Consider the following 18,332-nt stretch of genomic DNA (forward strand, 5'->3'; position numbering starts at 1 on the left):
AAAAATTGCCTAGTTTTTTGTCAAAACTTGGGTAATGTAATAAAAACCATGATGGCTTATGATGACGATTATTATAATAAAATCCGAGTAAATAAGTCAAGATTAAATCCCTGATAAAACCATCAATAAAATCAATCTTTGCGATTGTATTTTTTAACAAATCATTCGGTGGCGATAAGAAGAAAAAAACTCCCTGCATTGGCTAGACAAATCAGGGAGTGTGGATAATGAAGATTAAGAAAATTTAGGCAACAAAATGCCAAATAATCGAAATGATGGCAATCAAAGTGCTGACAATAAAACCACCCAAAAAAGTCTTTTGCTTGCTTTGTAGTTCTGCCATCTGGGTGTTTAGACGGCGATTATCAGCGACTAATTGGTCGATTTTTTTGGTTTGTTCGCTGATTTTGGCTTTGTATTCAGACAGTTTTTCGCTTTTTTGTTCGGGTGTGGGGGCAGGTTTTGGACTGCCTTTGAGCTTGTGAATGATGTTTTGGATAGCCCCACCAATGCCCACACGCACCAAAAATGCCTTGACTTGCTCGACATCGTCTTGCTGACCACGAATTTGCAGGGCGTTGATGGTTGCCTCACTGTGATTTATCAAGGCATTGATGAGTTGAAAGCTGTATGCGTTAATCATCACATCAGGATTTTGTTTGTTGGCAGGTAGGGTATCGTCCAATAAAATCCCACGATAACTAAAAGTGGCATAAATTTTGGTATGAGGCAGATAGGTGCGAATGCAGACCACTTTGCCTGTCTCGGCAAGTGGATAGGCGAGCTGACGCAATTTGGGGTCAAATCGCAACATCAGCGTGATGGCAGATTCTAAAAATACAAGTAAGACATTAAGCACGCCACGAGAAATGACACCGCCTTCATCGGCTGGTGTTGGGGTTGTTTGGCGGTCTTGTGTCATGGTCATCATTCCTTAAAACAGCAAAATCTGATTGATTTATTGATAAAATCACCATCATACTGCAAAGAGCAACAGAAAAACAGGGGCAATGATAAAATTTTACATAAAAAAACAAATTCTTGGACAAGGTCGCCAGCAAGACCGACACGCAAGCATCAAAAAAGCAATCAGTGGGCGTTTGTTGGGTTATTTTTGGAGTTTTGGTGGTAAAAAACCAAAATTTGTATCAAAAAGCGTAATTTTTTGCATTTTTATGCAGAAAATTTGATTTTTTTGCTTGTAAAAGATTGTTTATCATCTTACAATGCACTCAGCAGAGTTTGCAAACTCTAAGTTTTCATTTTAGCAACGATTATTGTGAGGAATTTTTTATGAATAAGGCAGAATTGATTGACAGCATTGCTCAAAAATCAGGTCTAACCAAAGAGCAAGCTGGCAAAGCACTAAACGGCTTCGTTGAAAGCGTACAAGAAGCATTGCAAAGAAATGACAGCGTTGTGTTGGTTGGTTTTGGTACTTTCTCAGTTAAAGAGCGTGCTGCTCGTACAGGTCGCAACCCAAAAACTCTTGAAGAGATTCAAATTCCTGCCAGCCGTGCCGCAGGCTTTAAAGCTGGTAAAGCTCTAAAAGACGCATTGAACTAATTTGTCTTTTGATGAATGAATGCCCGACCCTATGGTTGGGTATTTTTTTTGGGTAAATTTTGCTAAATTGGGCGATTTTTGTATAAAAATTACCAATAAGTATAAAAAGAGTTTTGAGTATTGGGTAAAATTAGCGTATCATAGTAAGGTTTTAATCATCATTGATTGCATTTGCTGTGCAAGATGAGTTTTATTTGAGCAAATAGATAGATAAGAAGTTTTTTCTATGGAAAAGATGCGTAATTTTTTGCAAAGTTGGGTTGGTAAAGCCTTGCTGGTCGGCACTTTGATTCCGATGGCTTTTTTGGGTGTGCAAAGCACCTTTGGTGGAGCAAGAATCCAGCCTGATGAGCTGATTAAGATTGGCGATAGAACGGTGGAGCTAAATGCGTTTCAGGCGGAGGTCAATGCCGAACGCAACGCCTTGCTTGAACAGGGTGTTGATGCCAGCTTGATTAACGAAAAAGCATTGTCTGATGCGGTGCTAAAACGCATGACCGATCGTGCCTTGCTTGAAAATCAAGCGTCTGTTTTGGGCATGACGGTCTCTGATGCGATGATTACTCAGATGCTTCAAGGTTATGAAGTGTTTCAAGAGGACGGTCAGTTTTCTAATGATAAATTCGCCGCTTATCTACAACAAAATGGCATGGGTAAAGATGCCTTGTTTGCCATGGAGCGACTGCGTCTTAGCCTAAGACAGCTTATCAATGGCATTGCGGGCACAGCCATTTATCCAAATTCACAAGTGTCTCATTTGCTTGATTTGCAGCTAGAAGCTCGTGAGGTGTGGGTACATCGTTATCGTTGGCAGGATTATGTGGCACAGGTGCAGATTTCTGATGATGCCATCAAGACCTATTTTGAAGCAAACAAGGACAAGATGGTCAAGCCTGCAACGGTTGATTTAAGCTATATTGAGCTAAGTGAAGCTACCATCAAAACTGACTTGCCAACCGATGAAGAAGTGCGAGCACAATACACCTCTTATCTAAAAGAAAAAGGTCTCAATGATGGGCGAGAGTTGGCTCACATTTTGCTGACAGGCGATGATGCCGCTGCCAAAGCTGCTGATATTAAGAAAAAGCTGGATTTGGGTGCGTCATTTGAACAGCTTGCCAAAGAGTATTCCCAAGACCCAAGCAAGGAGTCTGGCGGTGTGATTGGGGCGTTCAATCCAGCCGTGTATGGCGATAAGGCTGCCGATGTTGAAAAGGCATTGCTTGGTTTGACAACAGGGCAAATTAGCCAGCCTGTACAGTCGAATTTTGGCTATCATATTTTTAAGGTTACCAAAACCGATGCCAATGCACCATCTTTTGATGATTTAAAAGATGAACTAATCAATCGTGCTGCAACACACAAACGCCTATCTGCTTTGAGTGAATTGACCGCCAAAGTCAATGATATGGCGACAGACAGCATGGGTGTGGCGGATATTGCCAAAGAGATTGGGGTTGAGGTGATGGAAATCAAAGATTATCCACAGACCCAAAACCAAACCGCATTGGCACAGCCAGCCGTGATTGCTGCTGCCTTTGATGAATTTACCATTCAAGACCAAGCGGTCAGCCCAAATTTGACTTTGGGCGATAAGACAGTTTGGGTTCAGCCAAAAAATCATCAACCAGCTCGTCCTTTAACTTTTGAAGAGGCAAAAGAACAGATTCGCCAGACGCTTGCCAAAGAAGAGGCGGTCAAACTTGCCCTAAAAGCTGCCCAAGAGGCGGTGGCGTTGGCAAAAACACAAGGCGTCAGCAAACTATTGACACCAGCAACCAACATGGGCATGAGTACTCGTGCTAATCCAAAATTAAGCAGTCAAGAATCATCAAGTTTGTTCTTGACTCAGTCTGGCGAAGAGTATGATGTCTGGGCGGTGCAAAGCGATGAAGGTGCAAGTTTGATGGTGGGTGGCAAAGTGGATAAAGCCACCGAAAGCCAGCTTGATGCTGCCAGCAGATTGCGTGCGGCGTCTGTATTGCGTGAAAATGTGGGTTCTGATCAGCTTGAAGACTATCTACAATACCTGCGTGATACTAATGAAATCATCACCAATGAAGATGCTCTAAAAGCACAATCCCACTAAGCATTCGCCAACAAAAAACCGCCAGTCTTGATTGGCGGTTTTTTTGATGATTGATACAAATCAATGTATTTAGTGTCTAAAATGACGCATGCCAGTAAATACCATGGCGATGCCGTGTTCATCAGCAGCAGCGATGACTTCTTCGTCACGCATTGAGCCACCTGGTTGAATAATGCACTTAATGCCAGCAGCGGCAGCGTTGTCAATACCATCACGAAATGGAAAGAAAGCGTCCGATGCCATGACCGCACCTTCAACCACCAGTCCTGCATGCTCTGCCTTGATGGCGGCAATGCGGGCTGAATTAACACGACTCATCTGACCTGCACCAATGCCGATGGTTTGGCGATTTTTGGCATAGACGATGGCGTTGGATTTGACATATTTTGCCACTTTCCAAGCAAAAATCAAATCGTCAAGCTCTTGCTCGCTTGGTGCAAGTTTGGTCACAACTTTTAGGTCGGATTTGTCAATCATGCCCAAATCTTGGTCTTGTACCAAAAGACCGCCATTGACTCGCTTGTAGTCAAATTGAGTGGCTCTTTCATTGATTGCAGGTAATTCGCCACAGACCAATACTCGCACATTTTTCTTGGCGGCAGTGATGTCTAGCACGCCATCAGCGATGCTTGGTGCGATGATGACTTCCACAAATTGACGGTCAATGATGGTTTGGGCGGTTTTACAATCTAGCTCACGGTTAAAGGCGATGATACCCCCAAAGGCAGACTCTGGGTCGGTCTGATAAGCCAATTCATAAGCGTCCAAAATACCGTCCAGCGAGACCGCCACACCACAAGGATTGGCGTGTTTGACGATGACGCAAGCAGGCTTGGCAAAGGATTTGACGCATTCCAAAGCGGCATCAGTGTCAGCAATGTTATTATAAGACAGTTCTTTGCCTTGTAGCTGAGTTGCGGTTGCAACTGAGGCTTCTTTGGCGTTTTTTTCGACATAAAAGGCGGCTGTTTGATGAGGGTTTTCGCCATAACGAAGCTCTTGTGCCTTGTCAAACTGCACATTAAAGGTGCGTGCAAAAGCGGTTTTAGCAGTAGCGTCATCGCTGATGTTTTCGCCAGTTTGCAGCAGTCTTGCCCCCAAGAAATTGGCAATCATGCCATCATAGGCGGCGGTATGTTCAAAGGCTTTAACCGCCAAGTCAAAGCGAGTAGCATCAGTAAGTTTGCCATGTTGCTGCAATTCATGAAGCACTCGTTCGTAGTCGCTAGGATTGGTGATGATACCAACATGGGCATGGTTTTTGGCGGCAGAACGCACCATAGCAGGGCCGCCAATGTCGATATTTTCGATGGCGTCGCTCATGATGACATTGGGATTGGCAACGGTTTGGGCGAATGGATATAGATTGACCGCCACAATATCAATGCGGTCGATGCCGTGTTCATTCATGATGGCGTCATCAATGCCACGACGACCCAAGATACCGCCGTGAATTTTGGGGTGTAGGGTCTTGACACGACCGTCCATCATCTCGCTAAACCCAGTATGTGCCGATACTTCAATGGCATCAACCCCAGCTTCGGTCAGTAGTTTAAAAGTACCGCCTGTGGACAAAATGCGAAATCCTTGTTGCGTTAAGCCCTGAGCAAACTGAACAATCCCTGTCTTGTCAGACACAGAAAGCAAGGCGAAATTTTGTGAACTCATGGTATCATTCCAATATGAAAATTCAAAAACAAAGTGATTGCAAGTTCATTGATGACTGTTTTGCTTTAATAAAAAGCATTGCAATCCGTCAATCAACTGCACAAAAGATGATACCAGTTATTCGATATTTTATAAAGTAAAAATGATGATTTTTTCTCCAAATTTTTATCAAGAGATTTGTTGGTGCTTGATTGATGGTTGGTGAAGATGATGTTAAATGGATTGGTACTTTTGATGATGAATGAAAGGTTTGGGTTTGCTCATCATTAGATAAAAGATAATTGATGGCTTGGTGCTGACTTGGGGAAAATCAATGCGGCGATATAGGTGGACGGGTGTATTTAACAAAAAAGTATCATGGGGAAATAAAAAAACCGCCCAATCAAATGAAGCGGTTTGATGATATTATAGTAAGCCATAGGTTTTTAGCTTGGTACGCAGTGTGCCACGATTTAGCCCAAGCAGTTGGGCGGTTTTGGACTGATTGCCACGAGTGTGTTTGAGTGTTGCAATCAATAAAGGTCGCTCCATCTCCGCCAAAAAGATGTCGTACATATTGTTGATTTCTTCGCCATCTAAGGCCTCAAAATAGCGATGAACCGCATGTTCAACATGAGTGTGTAGCGGAGTAGGTTCGTTAAGCGTTGTTTGATTTACAGTATTCATCGGGTTTTATCTTATCAAAGGCAACATTTTGCTGTGCTTGGGTGATGGTTTGTCAATTTTGAAATAATCTGATGATTGTTCTTGGTTTATCTCAAAATCCATACCAATCCACCTAATGACAGCTCCCAAAAATTGTGCAAATGGTATCAAAGATGACCAAGTCTTGCTATGGCGTTTGTGTTATGGTGTGTAGCTTGTTTGTAAAAAAAGCAACCATCTTGGTTGGATGATTGCTTGGTATGGTGGATTGGCGGGTTTATTTTTTGTGTCCACTGAGACGATGCCAATGACTATCTTCGGCATTGTCATAGGCAAAAGCAGGGTCTAACTCAAAATGTGGCTCATAAGCCTGAACCACTTCATCGGTCTGAGAGCGAATCAATCCAGCCAGTACGATAGAGCCATTTGGTTTGAGCAGCTCAGCAAAGTAAGGAGCAAAACCAATCAAAGGCTTGGCAAGAATATTGGCGGTGATGGTGTCGGCAAGTTGTGGATTGTCTTTGCGATGGGCGATGAATTCATCAGGCAAAAAGACTTTGAGGCGGTCGCTTACTTGGTTGAGTTTGGCGTTTTGGGTGGTGGCAAGGATTGCCTGTGGGTCGATGTCCACCGCCAGCACTTCTTTTGCTCCCAATAGCAGGGCAGCAACCGCCAAGATGCCAGAACCGCAGCCGTAGTCAATCACCAACTTATCGGTCAAATCCTGCTGTGATAGCCAGTCTAAGCACAGGCGTGTGGTGGCATGATAGCCTGTACCAAAGGCAAGACCAGGGTCTAGGATAAGATTGATGGCGTCAGGTTCTGGTGCGTCTAGCCACTCTGGCACAATCCATAGATTGCCAGCACATTTGATGGGTTTATAATGACTCATCCATTCACGAGTCCAGTCTTTGTCTTCAAGACTGCTTAGCCAAAAACGACTGGCATTAACTTCGCTGGCGATGTCGCTAATCAGATTTTCAAAATTGGTGTGAGCAAAAGTATCATCGCTGTTGGTGTCAAAAATCGCCGTCATCACCACTTCTGACCACAAAGGTTCTTCGCCTGGCATGGGCTCAAACAAGGGTTCATCGCCAGCATCTTCTAATAAAATTGATACCGCACCCACTTCATAAAATAGGGCTTCGGCAAGTTCGACAGCAGATTGTGGACATTGTAGGTGTAGCTGTTGCCAAGACATAAACATTCCTTAAAAATTAATTTGGTTGATGAAGTATCTTTGCATTAAGATGGGCATTGATTCATCGTCATCACGGTGCATTATAGCAAATTATCCACTCATCGCCTATGAATATTTGGACTAATAGGTGCTTTGAGTGTCTTCTTGCCATTGAATGATTGGTGGTTCGGCTTGCACATCGGGCATTGATGGCTCATCATCTAAGGTTGGGTATTGCTCCTCGTCCAGAGATTGTGTCTCATGCCATCTGTCATCATTGCCCCATTCATCTGTTGGTTCTGCTGGCAGATATAGAGTGTTTTGCTGGATAATCATACTGGCACATTCATCAATACCTAATTGGTCTGCTTCGCCCATGATGGGTAGCCAGCTGGCATTAGGGCAGTCTTGATGAGAAAGCTGTCCAGAGTAGCGATTGACCCATTGCCAAGTGATGCCTTGTGGTATGGGTAGATTGACAGGGCTTAGGCTAAGTCGTCTCATGTAGTCCGCCCAGATGGGTAATGCACCTGTACCGCCAGTCAGACCAATGGGTTTGTTATCATCTCGTCCAATCCAAACAATGCTGACATAATTATCACTATACCCCGCAAACCAAGCATCTTTATAATCATTGGTTGTGCCTGTTTTGCCCGCCAGACCAAGCGTACCGTCAAATCCTGCACCTTTGGCAGTGCCTGACAGCATTACTTCTTGCAGGGCACGATTGAGTAGATAGACCGCTTGTGGTGATGCACGAAATCCTTGTGGATTTTGGTTTCTTTGAGCGATGTTGCCTTGTTCATCAATCACTCGGGTGACGCTATGAATGGGGGCGTATGCACCACCATTGGCAAAAATTTGATACATACCCAGCATTTGTAAGGGCGACAGATTGACTGCTCCTAGCATGGTGGCTGGATATTGGGGGATTTGGCTGGTGATGCCTAAGGTACCAAGCTGATTGATGAATGCTTCCATGCCAAATTCAAGACCAACATTGACCGCTGCTTGATTATAAGAATTTGCCAACGCATCGATGAGTGGTACATTGCCATGCGAACGACCACCGTAGTTTTGAGGTGTCCAAGTATTTTGCCCAATTTGATAAGTGATGGATTCGTCACTGACGGTGCTGGTCAGCTGATAGCGACCTGATTGTAGGGCGGTCAGATAGATGGCAGGTTTTAGTAATGAACCAACTTGTCTTTTGGCATCGATGGCTCGGTTAAAACCTGTAAAGTCATCTCCACCGCCAATTAAGGCAAGCAGTTCGCCTGTTTTTGGATTGGCACTAATCAAGGCGGCTTGTAATGGCTTGGTGGCGGCATTTTGCTGACGCAGGGCGGTCAGCTGCTTTTTGATGGATTGTTCGGCGGCTCGCTGGGCGATAGGGTCAAGCGTTGAAATGATTCGCAGACCACGAGTTTGTAAATCTTCGTCCTTGTAATACAGTTTTAGCTCTCGTTGTACCATGTCCAAAAAATCAGGAAAAGGAAATTTGGCAATCGATGGCACTTTGACCACCGAAAGCGGTTTGGCGATGGCGGCATCATAGGCGGCTTGGCTAATCTTGCCTGTGATGAGCATATTATGCAAAACGGTGTTGCGTCTTTGTAATGCTCGCTCTGGGTGCTTGCGAGGATTGTAGTAACTTGGGCCTTTGGCGATACCAACCAGCAAAGCGTGCTGTTCTAGGCTTAGTTCGTTTAGGGGTTTGTTAAAATAAAATTGGGCAGCAATACCAAAGCCATTAACTGAGCGATTGCCATTTTGCCCCAGATTGATTTCGTTCAGATAAGCCAGCAGAATCTCTTCTTTGGTGTAGTGCATTTCTAGCAGTAGTGCCATCATGACTTCATTGGCTTTACGGCTAAATGTGCGTTCAGAATTTAGATAGAAATTTTTGATGAGCTGCTGTGTGATGGTTGAGCCACCCTGCATGGATTTGCCACTGATATTGGCAAGCAAGGCACGACCGATGCCACGCAACGAAACGCCATGATGCTCATAAAAGGCACGGTCTTCGGTGGCGATGAGTGCGTCCGTCAGCTGCTGGGGAATCTGCGTCTTGTCAATCAGTTGGCGGTCTTCGTTATTGGCAGGGTAGATACCGCCAATATTGATGGGTTCAAGGCGTAGCATACCTTGCCCATTGGGTTTGGTGGTGCGAAGACTTGTGATTTTACCATCGGCAAAGCTGATTTGTATGACTTGATTGTCGTCTTTTTCGCCATTGCCATAATCAAAGCCGCGAGTATGAATGGTGTAACTTTGATTGTTTTTTTGGTAAGTGCCTGTTTGATGAAGATTACCTTTTTGATAGCCTAGTAGGCGTAACCATTCATCAAGTTGGGCAGGCGAGAGTGGACTGTCTGGCGTAATGGTCAAAGGCTTAGAATACAGTGTTGCTGGAATGTCCCATTTGCGATTCTCAAACTTATTGACAATGATGCTATTGAGCGTCATGGCATATATCGCTAAGGCAATCATGGCAACGATGAATGCGATGAGCAAAATTAGACTGATGATAAAACCTTGCTGAGAACTGGGACGCTGATTCATAAAAAAACCTACAAACAAAATCCTCATTACTATGAATGAAATTCACTCATTTTGCAAGGGGTAAAATTGTGAAAAAACCTTGCTTGATGATGAATGAATATTGGGCAATGCTTACTGAATTTTCCCAAAAAAATCATCGTAGGCTTGTGTTATAATAAGTCAAATTCATCATAATAACAAAACCATGAACCAAGCCAATTCTCCTGATTTTGACCAAATTGAACAAAGTTTGGTATTACCCCCAGAAGGCAGCTGTTTTCACTGTGGTGAGATTTTACCAAAACAGCCGTTTTTTACGATGATTTTTGACAAACCCAGAGCCATGTGCTGTCTAGGTTGCCAGCTTGCCGCCCAAAGCATCGTGGAGGCTGGATTATCTCAGTATTATTTAGACCGCCGTGAAATCAGTCCAACCGCCAGCTTGCCTGACGCCATCAATTTTACCGCTTATGACCATGATGACATTAAGGCACAGTTTGTCTATGCCGAAAGTGGTGGTAGTACCGCAGAATTATCGGTATTAAATCTAAAATGTGCTGCTTGTACTTGGCTGATTGAAAGTAGATTGCGTGCCTTGTCAGGTGTCAAGTCTTGTCAGGTCAATCTAACTCAACAACGAATGCGAGTTAATTGGGACGAAAGCGTCTTGCCCATCAGTGAAATCTTAAAAGCGGTGCATTCGGTCGGTTATGATGCCAAGCCGTATCGTCAAGATACCCATGAGGCAATGCTCAAACGCCAAAACAAACAAATGCTCATTCGTTTAGGCATTGCTGCACTTGGTGCCATGCAAGCGATGATGTTCTCCATTGGTATGTACTTTGGGGCGTACAGCGGTATGCTGACTGAGCATCGGGACTTTTTGCGATATGTGTCATTATTTGTGAGTATTCCTGTATTTTTTTATTCAGGTGTGCCATTTTTTATGTCGGCATATCATGCCATTCGTGCCAAGCAGGTCAATATGGATGTGCCTGTGTCCATTGCTTTGGTCACGACTTTTGTGGCAAGTCTATACGCCACACTGCTTGGGGCTGGCGAGACTTATTTTGATTCGGTGGCGATGTTCATTTTTTTCTTGCTGGCGGGACGATACATTGAACAAAATGCTCGCCTAAAAGCATCTAATATGGCAACCGATTTGGTGGTGATTGAGCCAATTTTGGTCAAAAAAATCACGCACGCCCATGAGCTGATTGACAGCATTGAACAAAATACACTAGATACCACACAATTACAGCAATTTTGGCAACGCTGGCAACAAACACATCAATCCGATGGCGATGAGCTCAAACTGACCAATCATCGACTTGATGATACTGACAAAATCCTTGCCCAAAGTGTCAAAGTGGGCGATGTGGTGTTCATTGAGGCAGGCTCTCAGATTGTTGCTGATGGCGTGCTACTCTCAAAAACCGCCACCGTCTCCCAAAGTCTATTGACAGGCGAAAGCGATTTGATTGTCAAATCGTTTGGCGATACGATGGTCGGTGGTTCACAAAATGACAGTCAGCCCTTCATCATGCTCATCACCAAAGAAGTGGACGACAGCCAAATCGCCTTGATTGACCGCTTGATGAATCGTGCCATGAGTGAAAAACCCAAAATCGCCCAAGATGCCGACAAAATGGCCAGATGGTTTGTGGCAAGAGTGCTTGTGTTGTCGCTTTTGGTGTTTGCGGTGTGGTTTTTTGTGGATAAAAGCCAAGCACTTTGGGCGACGGTGGCGGTATTGGTGGCAACCTGTCCTTGTGCATTGTCGCTTGCCACGCCAATTGCATTGACGGTGGCAACCAATCGCTTGGCAAGTTTTGGCTTTTTAAGCACTCGTGGACATACCATTCAGACATTATCCGAGGTTGGCTATGTGGCTTTTGATAAGACAGGTACGCTGACGATGGGGCAGGCAAATTTGCTTGCCACAATAACCAATCACATTGATGAAAAACAAGCATTAAGCATCGCTGCTGCTTTGGAGATTGGGAGCAAGCACCCTGTGGCACGGGCGATTTTGACCGCAGCTCATGGTCTTCATCTGCCAGCCAGCAGTGAAATTTTGCATCATGTTGCAGGCGGGATTGAGGGCTTGATTGATGGTGTTTGGTATCGCATTGGGCATGATAAATTTGTCTTAGATGGCAAAGAGAATCAAACGCTGGTGGAGGATTTGGCGACATATCAAGCCAATATGTCGGTGGTGCTGTCTGCCAGCATAGATGGTGTTTGGCAGGTGTTGGCACGATTTTATTTTAATGACCCTGTGCGTTCAGATGCCAAAATGATGATTGATGCACTAAAACAACAAAACATCACGCCCATCATGCTGACAGGCGACCCTAATCCCAACGCCTTGCAGGTTGCCAAGAACTTGGGTATTGATGAAGTGCATTATAGGCTTAGTCCAGAGGATAAAGTCAATCACATCAAACGCTTGCAGCAAGATGGTCATACCGTCATGATGGTGGGCGATGGCATCAATGACGCTCCTGTCTTGGCGGCTGCTAATGTATCCACCTCCATTGCAGGTGCGGCGGATTTGGCTCAGGTATCTAGTGATAGTATCTTGCTTGGCGGTCAGTTGTTGCCCATTAAGCAGGCTTTGCATGTTGCCAGCATTACCCAAAAAATCATTCGCCAAAATTTAAGATGGGCATTGATTTATAATACTGCGGTGTTGATTCCAGCGGCATTTGGCTATGTGCCACCTTGGCTGGCAGCGATTGGTATGTCGCTATCTAGTTTGCTTGTGGTGCTCAATGCCATGCGAATCAAGAGAAGCTAGTTTTTGCTTTACTATGAATGATGAGTTGTGTATAATACGCCAAAGTTTCTTTTCGGGCTCATAGCTCAGTGGTTAGAGCAGGGGACTCATAATCCCTTGGTCGCAGGTTCAAGTCCTGCTGGGCCTACCATATACCAATTTAAGGGCGTTCGTGCTGGTTCACGAACGCCCTTAATCGTTAGGAATTGTAAGGGGTTGTGTGTTTATGGCGGTTCGTATTAAACCGTACAAAACCGCTTGATTTGGGGGTATATTTGGGGATATATTAGTGAGCAATAAAAATATAACCCTAAAAAGGCTTGAAACTATGGCATTATCTGACTTAGCACTAAAACGCTTGAAAGCTGACCCAAACCAACCAATGAACAAAATTAAAAGGGTTAGCGATGGAAACGGCTTACAAGCGTGGGTAAGGCATACAGGAACTATATCATGGGGCGTGGTTTATCGCTGGAACGGACAAAAGCAAGAGATGACCATAGGTAAATACCCCTATATGAGCCTATCAATGGCAAGAGCTGAAAATATCCGCATTAGAGAACTTTTAGCACAAGGGATAAACCCAAAAGACGAAAGAAAACAAGCCAAAGACAAGCAAAAACAACGCACTAGCTTTGATTATTTTGCTAATCTATGGCTTGACAGTCAAAAAAACCAACTACAACCCAAAACATTTTTAAGAGAGCAAAACCAGTATTTGTATCATATTAAGCCCATCATAGGGGACATGGACATTCAACAGATAACCATTGGCGATATTATGCAAATTAGCGACAAATTGACGCTACAAGGCAAATTAGACACCGCCAAGCGGTGCGTTAGGCGTATTGGGGCAATTTATGATTTTAATATCGTCAAGGGCAACACACCGCCAAATATTACAAATCCAGTACCTCGTGGCATTGGTGCATTTGTAGGCAAGCACACCAAAGAAAAACGACCACGCATTAAAATTACAGAATTACCCAAACTGCTTGCCGATATTGACGCTGACAGCATGGAAACAATGACCCATCACGCCTTTTATGTGATGTGTTATACCTTTGTACGAACCGCAGAACTGTTTAAAATGCGATGGGCTGAAATTGATTTTATTAACAATCTTTGGCACATTCCAGCCGAAAGAATGAAAATGAAACGCCCTCATATTGTACCGCTTGCCCCACAAGTGGTAGAAATTTTACAAACCATCAAAAGCTATGGATTTGGTACAGAATATGTGTTTTATAGCCGTCATACAAAAACTGGCACACTATCAGAAAACGCACTAACGCAAGTCTTGCACCGAATGGGCTATAAAGGGCGTATGACAGGACACGGATTTAGAGGCTTGGCAAGTACCGCACTCAACCAAATGCAATACCCCCATAAAGCGATTGAGTTACAACTTGCCCACGCTGACGGTAACGAAGTGGAAAAAGCCTACAATGAAGCTGACCAGTTGCCCATACGCATTGAAATGATGAATGATTGGGCGAATATTGTTGATGAAATCAAGCAAGGCAACTTTGACACCTACAATAGACGCACGACAACCGACCTAAGCACCGCAGGAATTGAAAAACTGTTTAAATCACTAGGTAAGACAAACAGCGAAATCACAACAGAACTAAGCATTAAACGCCTACAATAATCAACAAAACAAAATAAGCCCTAATAAAGGGCTTTTTTAATATTTGATAATTATATATATAATAATTTATATATATTTATTATTATATATATAATTATTATTATTTATTTTTATTTACTATTTTTTATTGTTTGGTACTTTCCAGAGCCATTTTTTGAGAATAATAATCATTCTCATTTTTTAAATTTTTTTTGACCCCTCCCAGAAAATCGACCAAATTATGAAAAAAATGCCAAAAAATACCCCTGTAATATAGTGTTTTCAATGACTGCAAAACTTGGTCATTGACGACCAAATGAAAAATTGAAAATCATAATCTAAGCCAGTATTTTCAATGCCTGCAAAACTTGGTCGCCAAAAACCAAATTAACCAAATTATGAATTAAAAACGGCTATTTTTGGTTGTTTTTTATACAAATAATAGATTTTATTATTATTTTTACTGATTTTGATTAAGTTTTTAAATATATGAAAAATGAAATAATGGGAAAAATCTTAGTAAAATTTGGTTTTACTATAAAAATTATCAATTTTAATTGTTTAGAAATAAATAATAATCAGACTACACCAACAAAGACACCTACACCAGCACCCCAAGCGGTACAATCACACCAGCCAAGCCCACAAGCACCGCCAAACGCCCACAGAACGCCAAATAACAGCGATTGATGGGCAATGGACAGCAAGGCAAGCCATCAGAGTAGGACAAGCCCAAACACACCAGCCCAAACACCATTAAACGCCCCAAAACCACCCAAAAAACCACGCCAGCACCAATTCAATGCTTAATTTAGTTAGCATTAGATTTGTATTGTCTAATTAGTTTATGGTAATCTAATACAAGCTACAACAACCCACCATAGGAAAAATATGCAGGACATTTGGCACTACCCACGCACTACCCTAGCTGAGCAGGTTTTGGGACTGTTTAATAGCGGACTATCCCACGCCTTAACTTTTTTTGCTCCACGCAGAAAGGGTAAAACCGAATTTTTATTAAAAGACATTACCCCACTTGCCAAAGAGCAAGATTATCAAGTGTTTTATTTTAGCTTTTTGGATAATGCCAACGCCCAAAAGCGTTTTATTTATGAGTTAAACGCTTTTGCAAAGGGCAAGATAGCCAAAACCCTAAGCCATCTATCTAGCATAGAGATACAAGGCATTAAGGTAGAAATGGCACAAATGGGCAATGATGATTTATTGCACGCCCTAAGCACACTAGCCAATCAAAATAAACCAACCTTGCTACTGCTTGACGAAATACAAGCATTAGCAGGGGCAAGCCATTACCCTATCATAGCCAGCCTTAGAACCGCCCTAGACACAAACAAAGATAAAATCAAAGTGATTTTTACAGGTTCAAGCCGTGAAAACTTACGGCTAATGTTTTCATCAAGTACCGCCCCATTTTTTCATTATGGACAAAATTTAACTTTCCCTGATTTGGATAAAGCATTTACCGACCATTTGGCAGGGGTGTTTTATCACACCACCAAAAGAGATTTGAACAATGATGAGTTATGGCAAGCCTTTAATGATATGAACAAAAGCCCACAGATGGCAAGGGCTTTAATTGAAAAAATGGCGTTAAATCCATTGCTTACCCTAGCCACCGCCAAACAAGAATTATTATCCGACACAGGGGCAAATGATGTTTATTTGTCAAGCTATCAATCCCTAACCGCCTTACAACAGCACCTATTAACGCACATTGCCACAGGGCAAAGCGAACCATACAGCACCACCACCAAAGAGCAGTTAAGCGAACTATTGGGGCTAAGTATTACCACGCCAGCCATTCAATCGGCTATCCGCTCCCTATCTAATAAGGGATTGTTATTTAGGCTGGATAATGGTGTGTATGAAATTGATGACCCCTTTTTTAAAGATTGGCTATTAAATCAATAAAACCCCTTGCCATAGGGTTGTTACCATTGACACCTAAGCCCCATTACTACCTATGTTTTGGGGTTTTGCTTTTATGTAGATAAATAAGCAAGCCAAATCACACACCAACACCAGCCCAAACACCATTAAACGCCCCAAAACCAGCCCATAAGCCACGCCAGCATAGCGAAAAGTAGGCTTATTTTTTAATGATGGTGCTAAAAAACGATTTTTTTTTTAAAAAATTTCAAAGTTTTTTGCAACCAGCAAATCTAAATATCTAGGTATGAATAAACATTTGATTTTAAATACTTTTTTTATTTTTTCCCTTGCTTATGATGAAACATGGGTATAAAAAACCCACCAAAAACCCTCTTTTTTTCGACTTCCTACCCACAAAAATAACGCTACCACCCACCATAGGGCTTTTGGTTATCATACACGACAACAAAAGTAAGCCGTATTTATTCACACCAAGACGGCATACTAAAAAACTTTGGATTAAAACCTGAGGAATGCAAACGATGACAAAACCACAAGAACACGCATTGTAAGGGGTTGCGTGTTTATGGTGGTTTGTATTAAACCGTATAAAACCGCTTGATTGGGAATTGTATCGAAGATTATATTCGTAAGAGACAAAATACAATTTCGCAAGAAAATAAATTTCTACATCCATCAAGCTTAGTGGTATCAGAGATTTTATTTGTTTGTGGGTGCTTGTGCAGAAATATACGAGTGGCTTGCTGAGGTGTATGGATTTGTTTAGAGATTAAACAATGTTATGATACAACAAAAAAGCCAATCAAATCAATGACTGGCTTCTTGTGAAATATGGGGTGAATGACGGGACTTGAACCCGCGACAACTGGAATCACAATCCAGGGCTCTACCAACTGAGCTACATCCACCATAATAAAATATAAGCAGGCAAATGGCGCGCCTGGCAGGATTCGAACCTGCGACCACCTGCTTAGAAGGCAGATGCTCTATCCAACTGAGCTACAGGCGCTCTAGTGGTACTGTTAGGTTGGTACTAACAAAAAAAGCCTAAAAGGCTCTTTTAAAAAATTGGTCGGAGTGGAGGGATTCGAACCCCCGACCCTCTGGTCCCAAACCAGATGCGCTACCAAGCTGCGCTACACTCCGATTTTTTCAATCAACGCTGTTTTTTTATTGCTTAACTGCGTCGTTGTGGTGCGTATGATACAGTCAGACGGTCAGTATGTCAACATCTATTTTTGAAAAAAATAAATAAAGTTTATAAGTTATTGATTTATATATATTTTTTATGAAAATTTTTTTTGCAGGGTTATGCGTCAAACCAAGTGAGCGTTTGGCATAACCCAGCTTATCCATCATCAAATAGATGTTGTTGGCAATGTCATTCACCAGTTTCACTGATGATGTTCATGCCACAAGCGATGGCACCACGAGTTCCGCCTGTCAAATGAATGATGTTGCGACTTGGGTCAAGTGATTCGAGTAGTTGCACCGCCTTTTCGGCTTTGGTACCACCACCGCACAGCACATAAATGTCGCCTTCGGTATTATCCAGCAGTTCTTTGCTTAGACCATTTAGGGGTTGGTTCTGGGCATATTCAATATGACCTGCTTGATAATTTTCTAAATCTCTGACATCCCAAATGGTGTGAGTGTCATTTGGTTGAAAATTTTCAATGGCAAGCTGTTTAATCATAAAAAACTCCAATGACTAAGTGGTTGAAAAAATAAATAACGGATTTATTGTGGCACAAACCCAATCGGCATGACAAGATGGCTGATGGATGTTTTTTTGTTAATGACAAACCAAGAATGATGAATGCGGTGTGATGTGCATGGATATTTGATATATATTTTTATAAAAATAATCATAAAAATCAAATGGTTACATAAAAATTTATCAAAAAATCAAAAAATTGCTTGCCAAAAATAAATATTAGGCTATAATAGCGTCCATCAAATGCAATGATGCTTTGAACCAAACATTTGGGGTCGTGGCGAAATTGGTAGACGCACTGGATTTAGGTTCCAGCGGGGCGACCCGTGAGAGTTCGAGTCTCTCCGACCCCACCATTATTAGAAAAAACCAGCTTTTGTAGGCTGGTTTTTTTTGTGCTAAAATTTTCTATTTTCCCTCCTTAACACTCTTCATTTGGCGATATTTAAACAAGGTTAGGCGTTTTTTTAACGACTTTCATTGGCATCGTTCTATTTTTATAAAAATAATGACTGCTGGGTCATTTTATTTGCCTTGTACATCGTGGATAATTGGCTTATTTTATTCATCATCGGCTTGTTTGATGATTGATTG

General features: G+C 42.5%; 12 protein-coding genes and 5 tRNA genes. 7 read left to right on the forward strand and 10 right to left on the reverse strand.

The window, feature by feature from the left end; translation table 11 throughout:
* Positions 1-244: 244 nt before the first annotated feature.
* The gene (locus LU297_RS07860; RefSeq protein ID WP_263075977.1) at positions 245-922 is read right to left on the reverse strand and encodes a hypothetical protein; all 678 of its coding nucleotides are present in this window, start codon (positions 920-922) and stop codon (positions 245-247) included.
* 371 nt (positions 923-1,293) lie between these two features.
* Here LU297_RS07860 and LU297_RS07865 point away from each other — a divergent pair, with 371 nt between their 5' ends.
* Together LU297_RS07865 and LU297_RS07870 are read left to right on the forward strand one after the other, a co-directional pair.
* Positions 1,294-1,566, forward strand: coding sequence for an HU family DNA-binding protein (locus LU297_RS07865; protein WP_263075978.1), 273 nt, complete (start codon positions 1,294-1,296; stop codon positions 1,564-1,566).
* A 235-nt stretch (positions 1,567-1,801) separates the two neighbouring features.
* On the forward strand, positions 1,802-3,655 hold the full coding sequence (locus tag LU297_RS07870) for a SurA N-terminal domain-containing protein (protein ID WP_263075979.1): 1,854 nt from the start codon (positions 1,802-1,804) through the stop codon (positions 3,653-3,655).
* A gap of 69 nt (positions 3,656-3,724) precedes the next feature.
* On the opposite strand, the gene purH is transcribed toward LU297_RS07870, so the two are convergent.
* From purH to mrcB, 4 genes are all read right to left on the reverse strand, one after another.
* Positions 3,725-5,323, reverse strand: a complete 1,599-nt coding sequence (purH, locus tag LU297_RS07875; RefSeq protein ID WP_263075980.1) for a bifunctional phosphoribosylaminoimidazolecarboxamide formyltransferase/IMP cyclohydrolase — start codon at positions 5,321-5,323, stop codon at positions 3,725-3,727.
* A 405-nt stretch (positions 5,324-5,728) separates the two neighbouring features.
* Positions 5,729-5,989 (reverse strand): DNA-binding transcriptional regulator Fis, encoded by a 261-nt coding sequence (gene fis, locus LU297_RS07880; RefSeq protein WP_263075981.1) that lies wholly within the window; start codon positions 5,987-5,989, stop codon positions 5,729-5,731.
* Between the two features lie 256 nt (positions 5,990-6,245).
* Positions 6,246-7,169 carry a 50S ribosomal protein L11 methyltransferase gene (gene prmA, locus LU297_RS07885; protein ID WP_263075982.1) on the reverse strand — a complete coding sequence of 308 codons (924 nt, stop codon included), beginning with the start codon at positions 7,167-7,169 and terminating at the stop codon, positions 6,246-6,248.
* A 120-nt stretch (positions 7,170-7,289) separates the two neighbouring features.
* Positions 7,290-9,713 (reverse strand): penicillin-binding protein 1B, encoded by a 2,424-nt coding sequence (gene mrcB, locus LU297_RS07890; RefSeq protein WP_263075983.1) that lies wholly within the window; start codon positions 9,711-9,713, stop codon positions 7,290-7,292.
* Between the two features lie 184 nt (positions 9,714-9,897).
* Here mrcB and LU297_RS07895 point away from each other — a divergent pair, with 184 nt between their 5' ends.
* The 3 genes from LU297_RS07895 to LU297_RS07905 all read left to right on the forward strand — a co-directional run bounded on the left by LU297_RS07895 (position 9,898) and on the right by LU297_RS07905 (position 14,128).
* Entirely contained in the window at positions 9,898-12,495 is a 2,598-nt protein-coding gene (locus LU297_RS07895) for a heavy metal translocating P-type ATPase (protein ID WP_263075984.1), read from the forward strand.
* 54 nt (positions 12,496-12,549) lie between these two features.
* Positions 12,550-12,625, forward strand: a tRNA-Ile gene (locus tag LU297_RS07900).
* Between the two features lie 177 nt (positions 12,626-12,802).
* Positions 12,803-14,128: a tyrosine-type recombinase/integrase gene (locus tag LU297_RS07905; protein WP_263075985.1), complete on the forward strand. Its 1,326-nt coding sequence runs from the start codon at positions 12,803-12,805 to the stop codon at positions 14,126-14,128.
* A gap of 580 nt (positions 14,129-14,708) precedes the next feature.
* Here LU297_RS07905 and LU297_RS07910 read toward each other — a convergent pair.
* A complete protein-coding gene (locus LU297_RS07910; RefSeq protein ID WP_263075986.1) occupies positions 14,709-14,894 on the reverse strand; it encodes a hypothetical protein in 186 nt (61 codons plus the stop codon).
* A 104-nt stretch (positions 14,895-14,998) separates the two neighbouring features.
* On the opposite strand from LU297_RS07910, the gene LU297_RS07915 reads away from it, so the two are divergent.
* Positions 14,999-16,039, forward strand: a complete 1,041-nt coding sequence (locus tag LU297_RS07915) for an ATP-binding protein (protein ID WP_263075987.1) — start codon at positions 14,999-15,001, stop codon at positions 16,037-16,039.
* Positions 16,040-16,853: 814 nt separating this feature from the next.
* Here LU297_RS07915 and LU297_RS07920 read toward each other — a convergent pair.
* From LU297_RS07920 to LU297_RS07935, 4 genes are all read right to left on the reverse strand, one after another.
* A tRNA-His gene (locus LU297_RS07920) sits at positions 16,854-16,929 on the reverse strand.
* A gap of 24 nt (positions 16,930-16,953) precedes the next feature.
* Positions 16,954-17,030: transfer RNA gene (locus LU297_RS07925), tRNA-Arg, on the reverse strand.
* Between the two features lie 60 nt (positions 17,031-17,090).
* Positions 17,091-17,167: transfer RNA gene (locus tag LU297_RS07930), tRNA-Pro, on the reverse strand.
* Positions 17,168-17,402: 235 nt separating this feature from the next.
* Positions 17,403-17,717, reverse strand: a complete 315-nt coding sequence (locus LU297_RS07935; protein ID WP_263075988.1) for a rhodanese-like domain-containing protein — start codon at positions 17,715-17,717, stop codon at positions 17,403-17,405.
* 292 nt (positions 17,718-18,009) lie between these two features.
* On the opposite strand from LU297_RS07935, the gene LU297_RS07940 reads away from it, so the two are divergent.
* Positions 18,010-18,094: transfer RNA gene (locus LU297_RS07940), tRNA-Leu, on the forward strand.
* Positions 18,095-18,332: the final 238 nt, after the last annotated feature.

It is taken from the genome of Moraxella nasicaprae, assembly GCF_025643275.1.
GTDB lineage: Bacteria > Pseudomonadota > Gammaproteobacteria > Pseudomonadales > Moraxellaceae > Moraxella > Moraxella nasicaprae.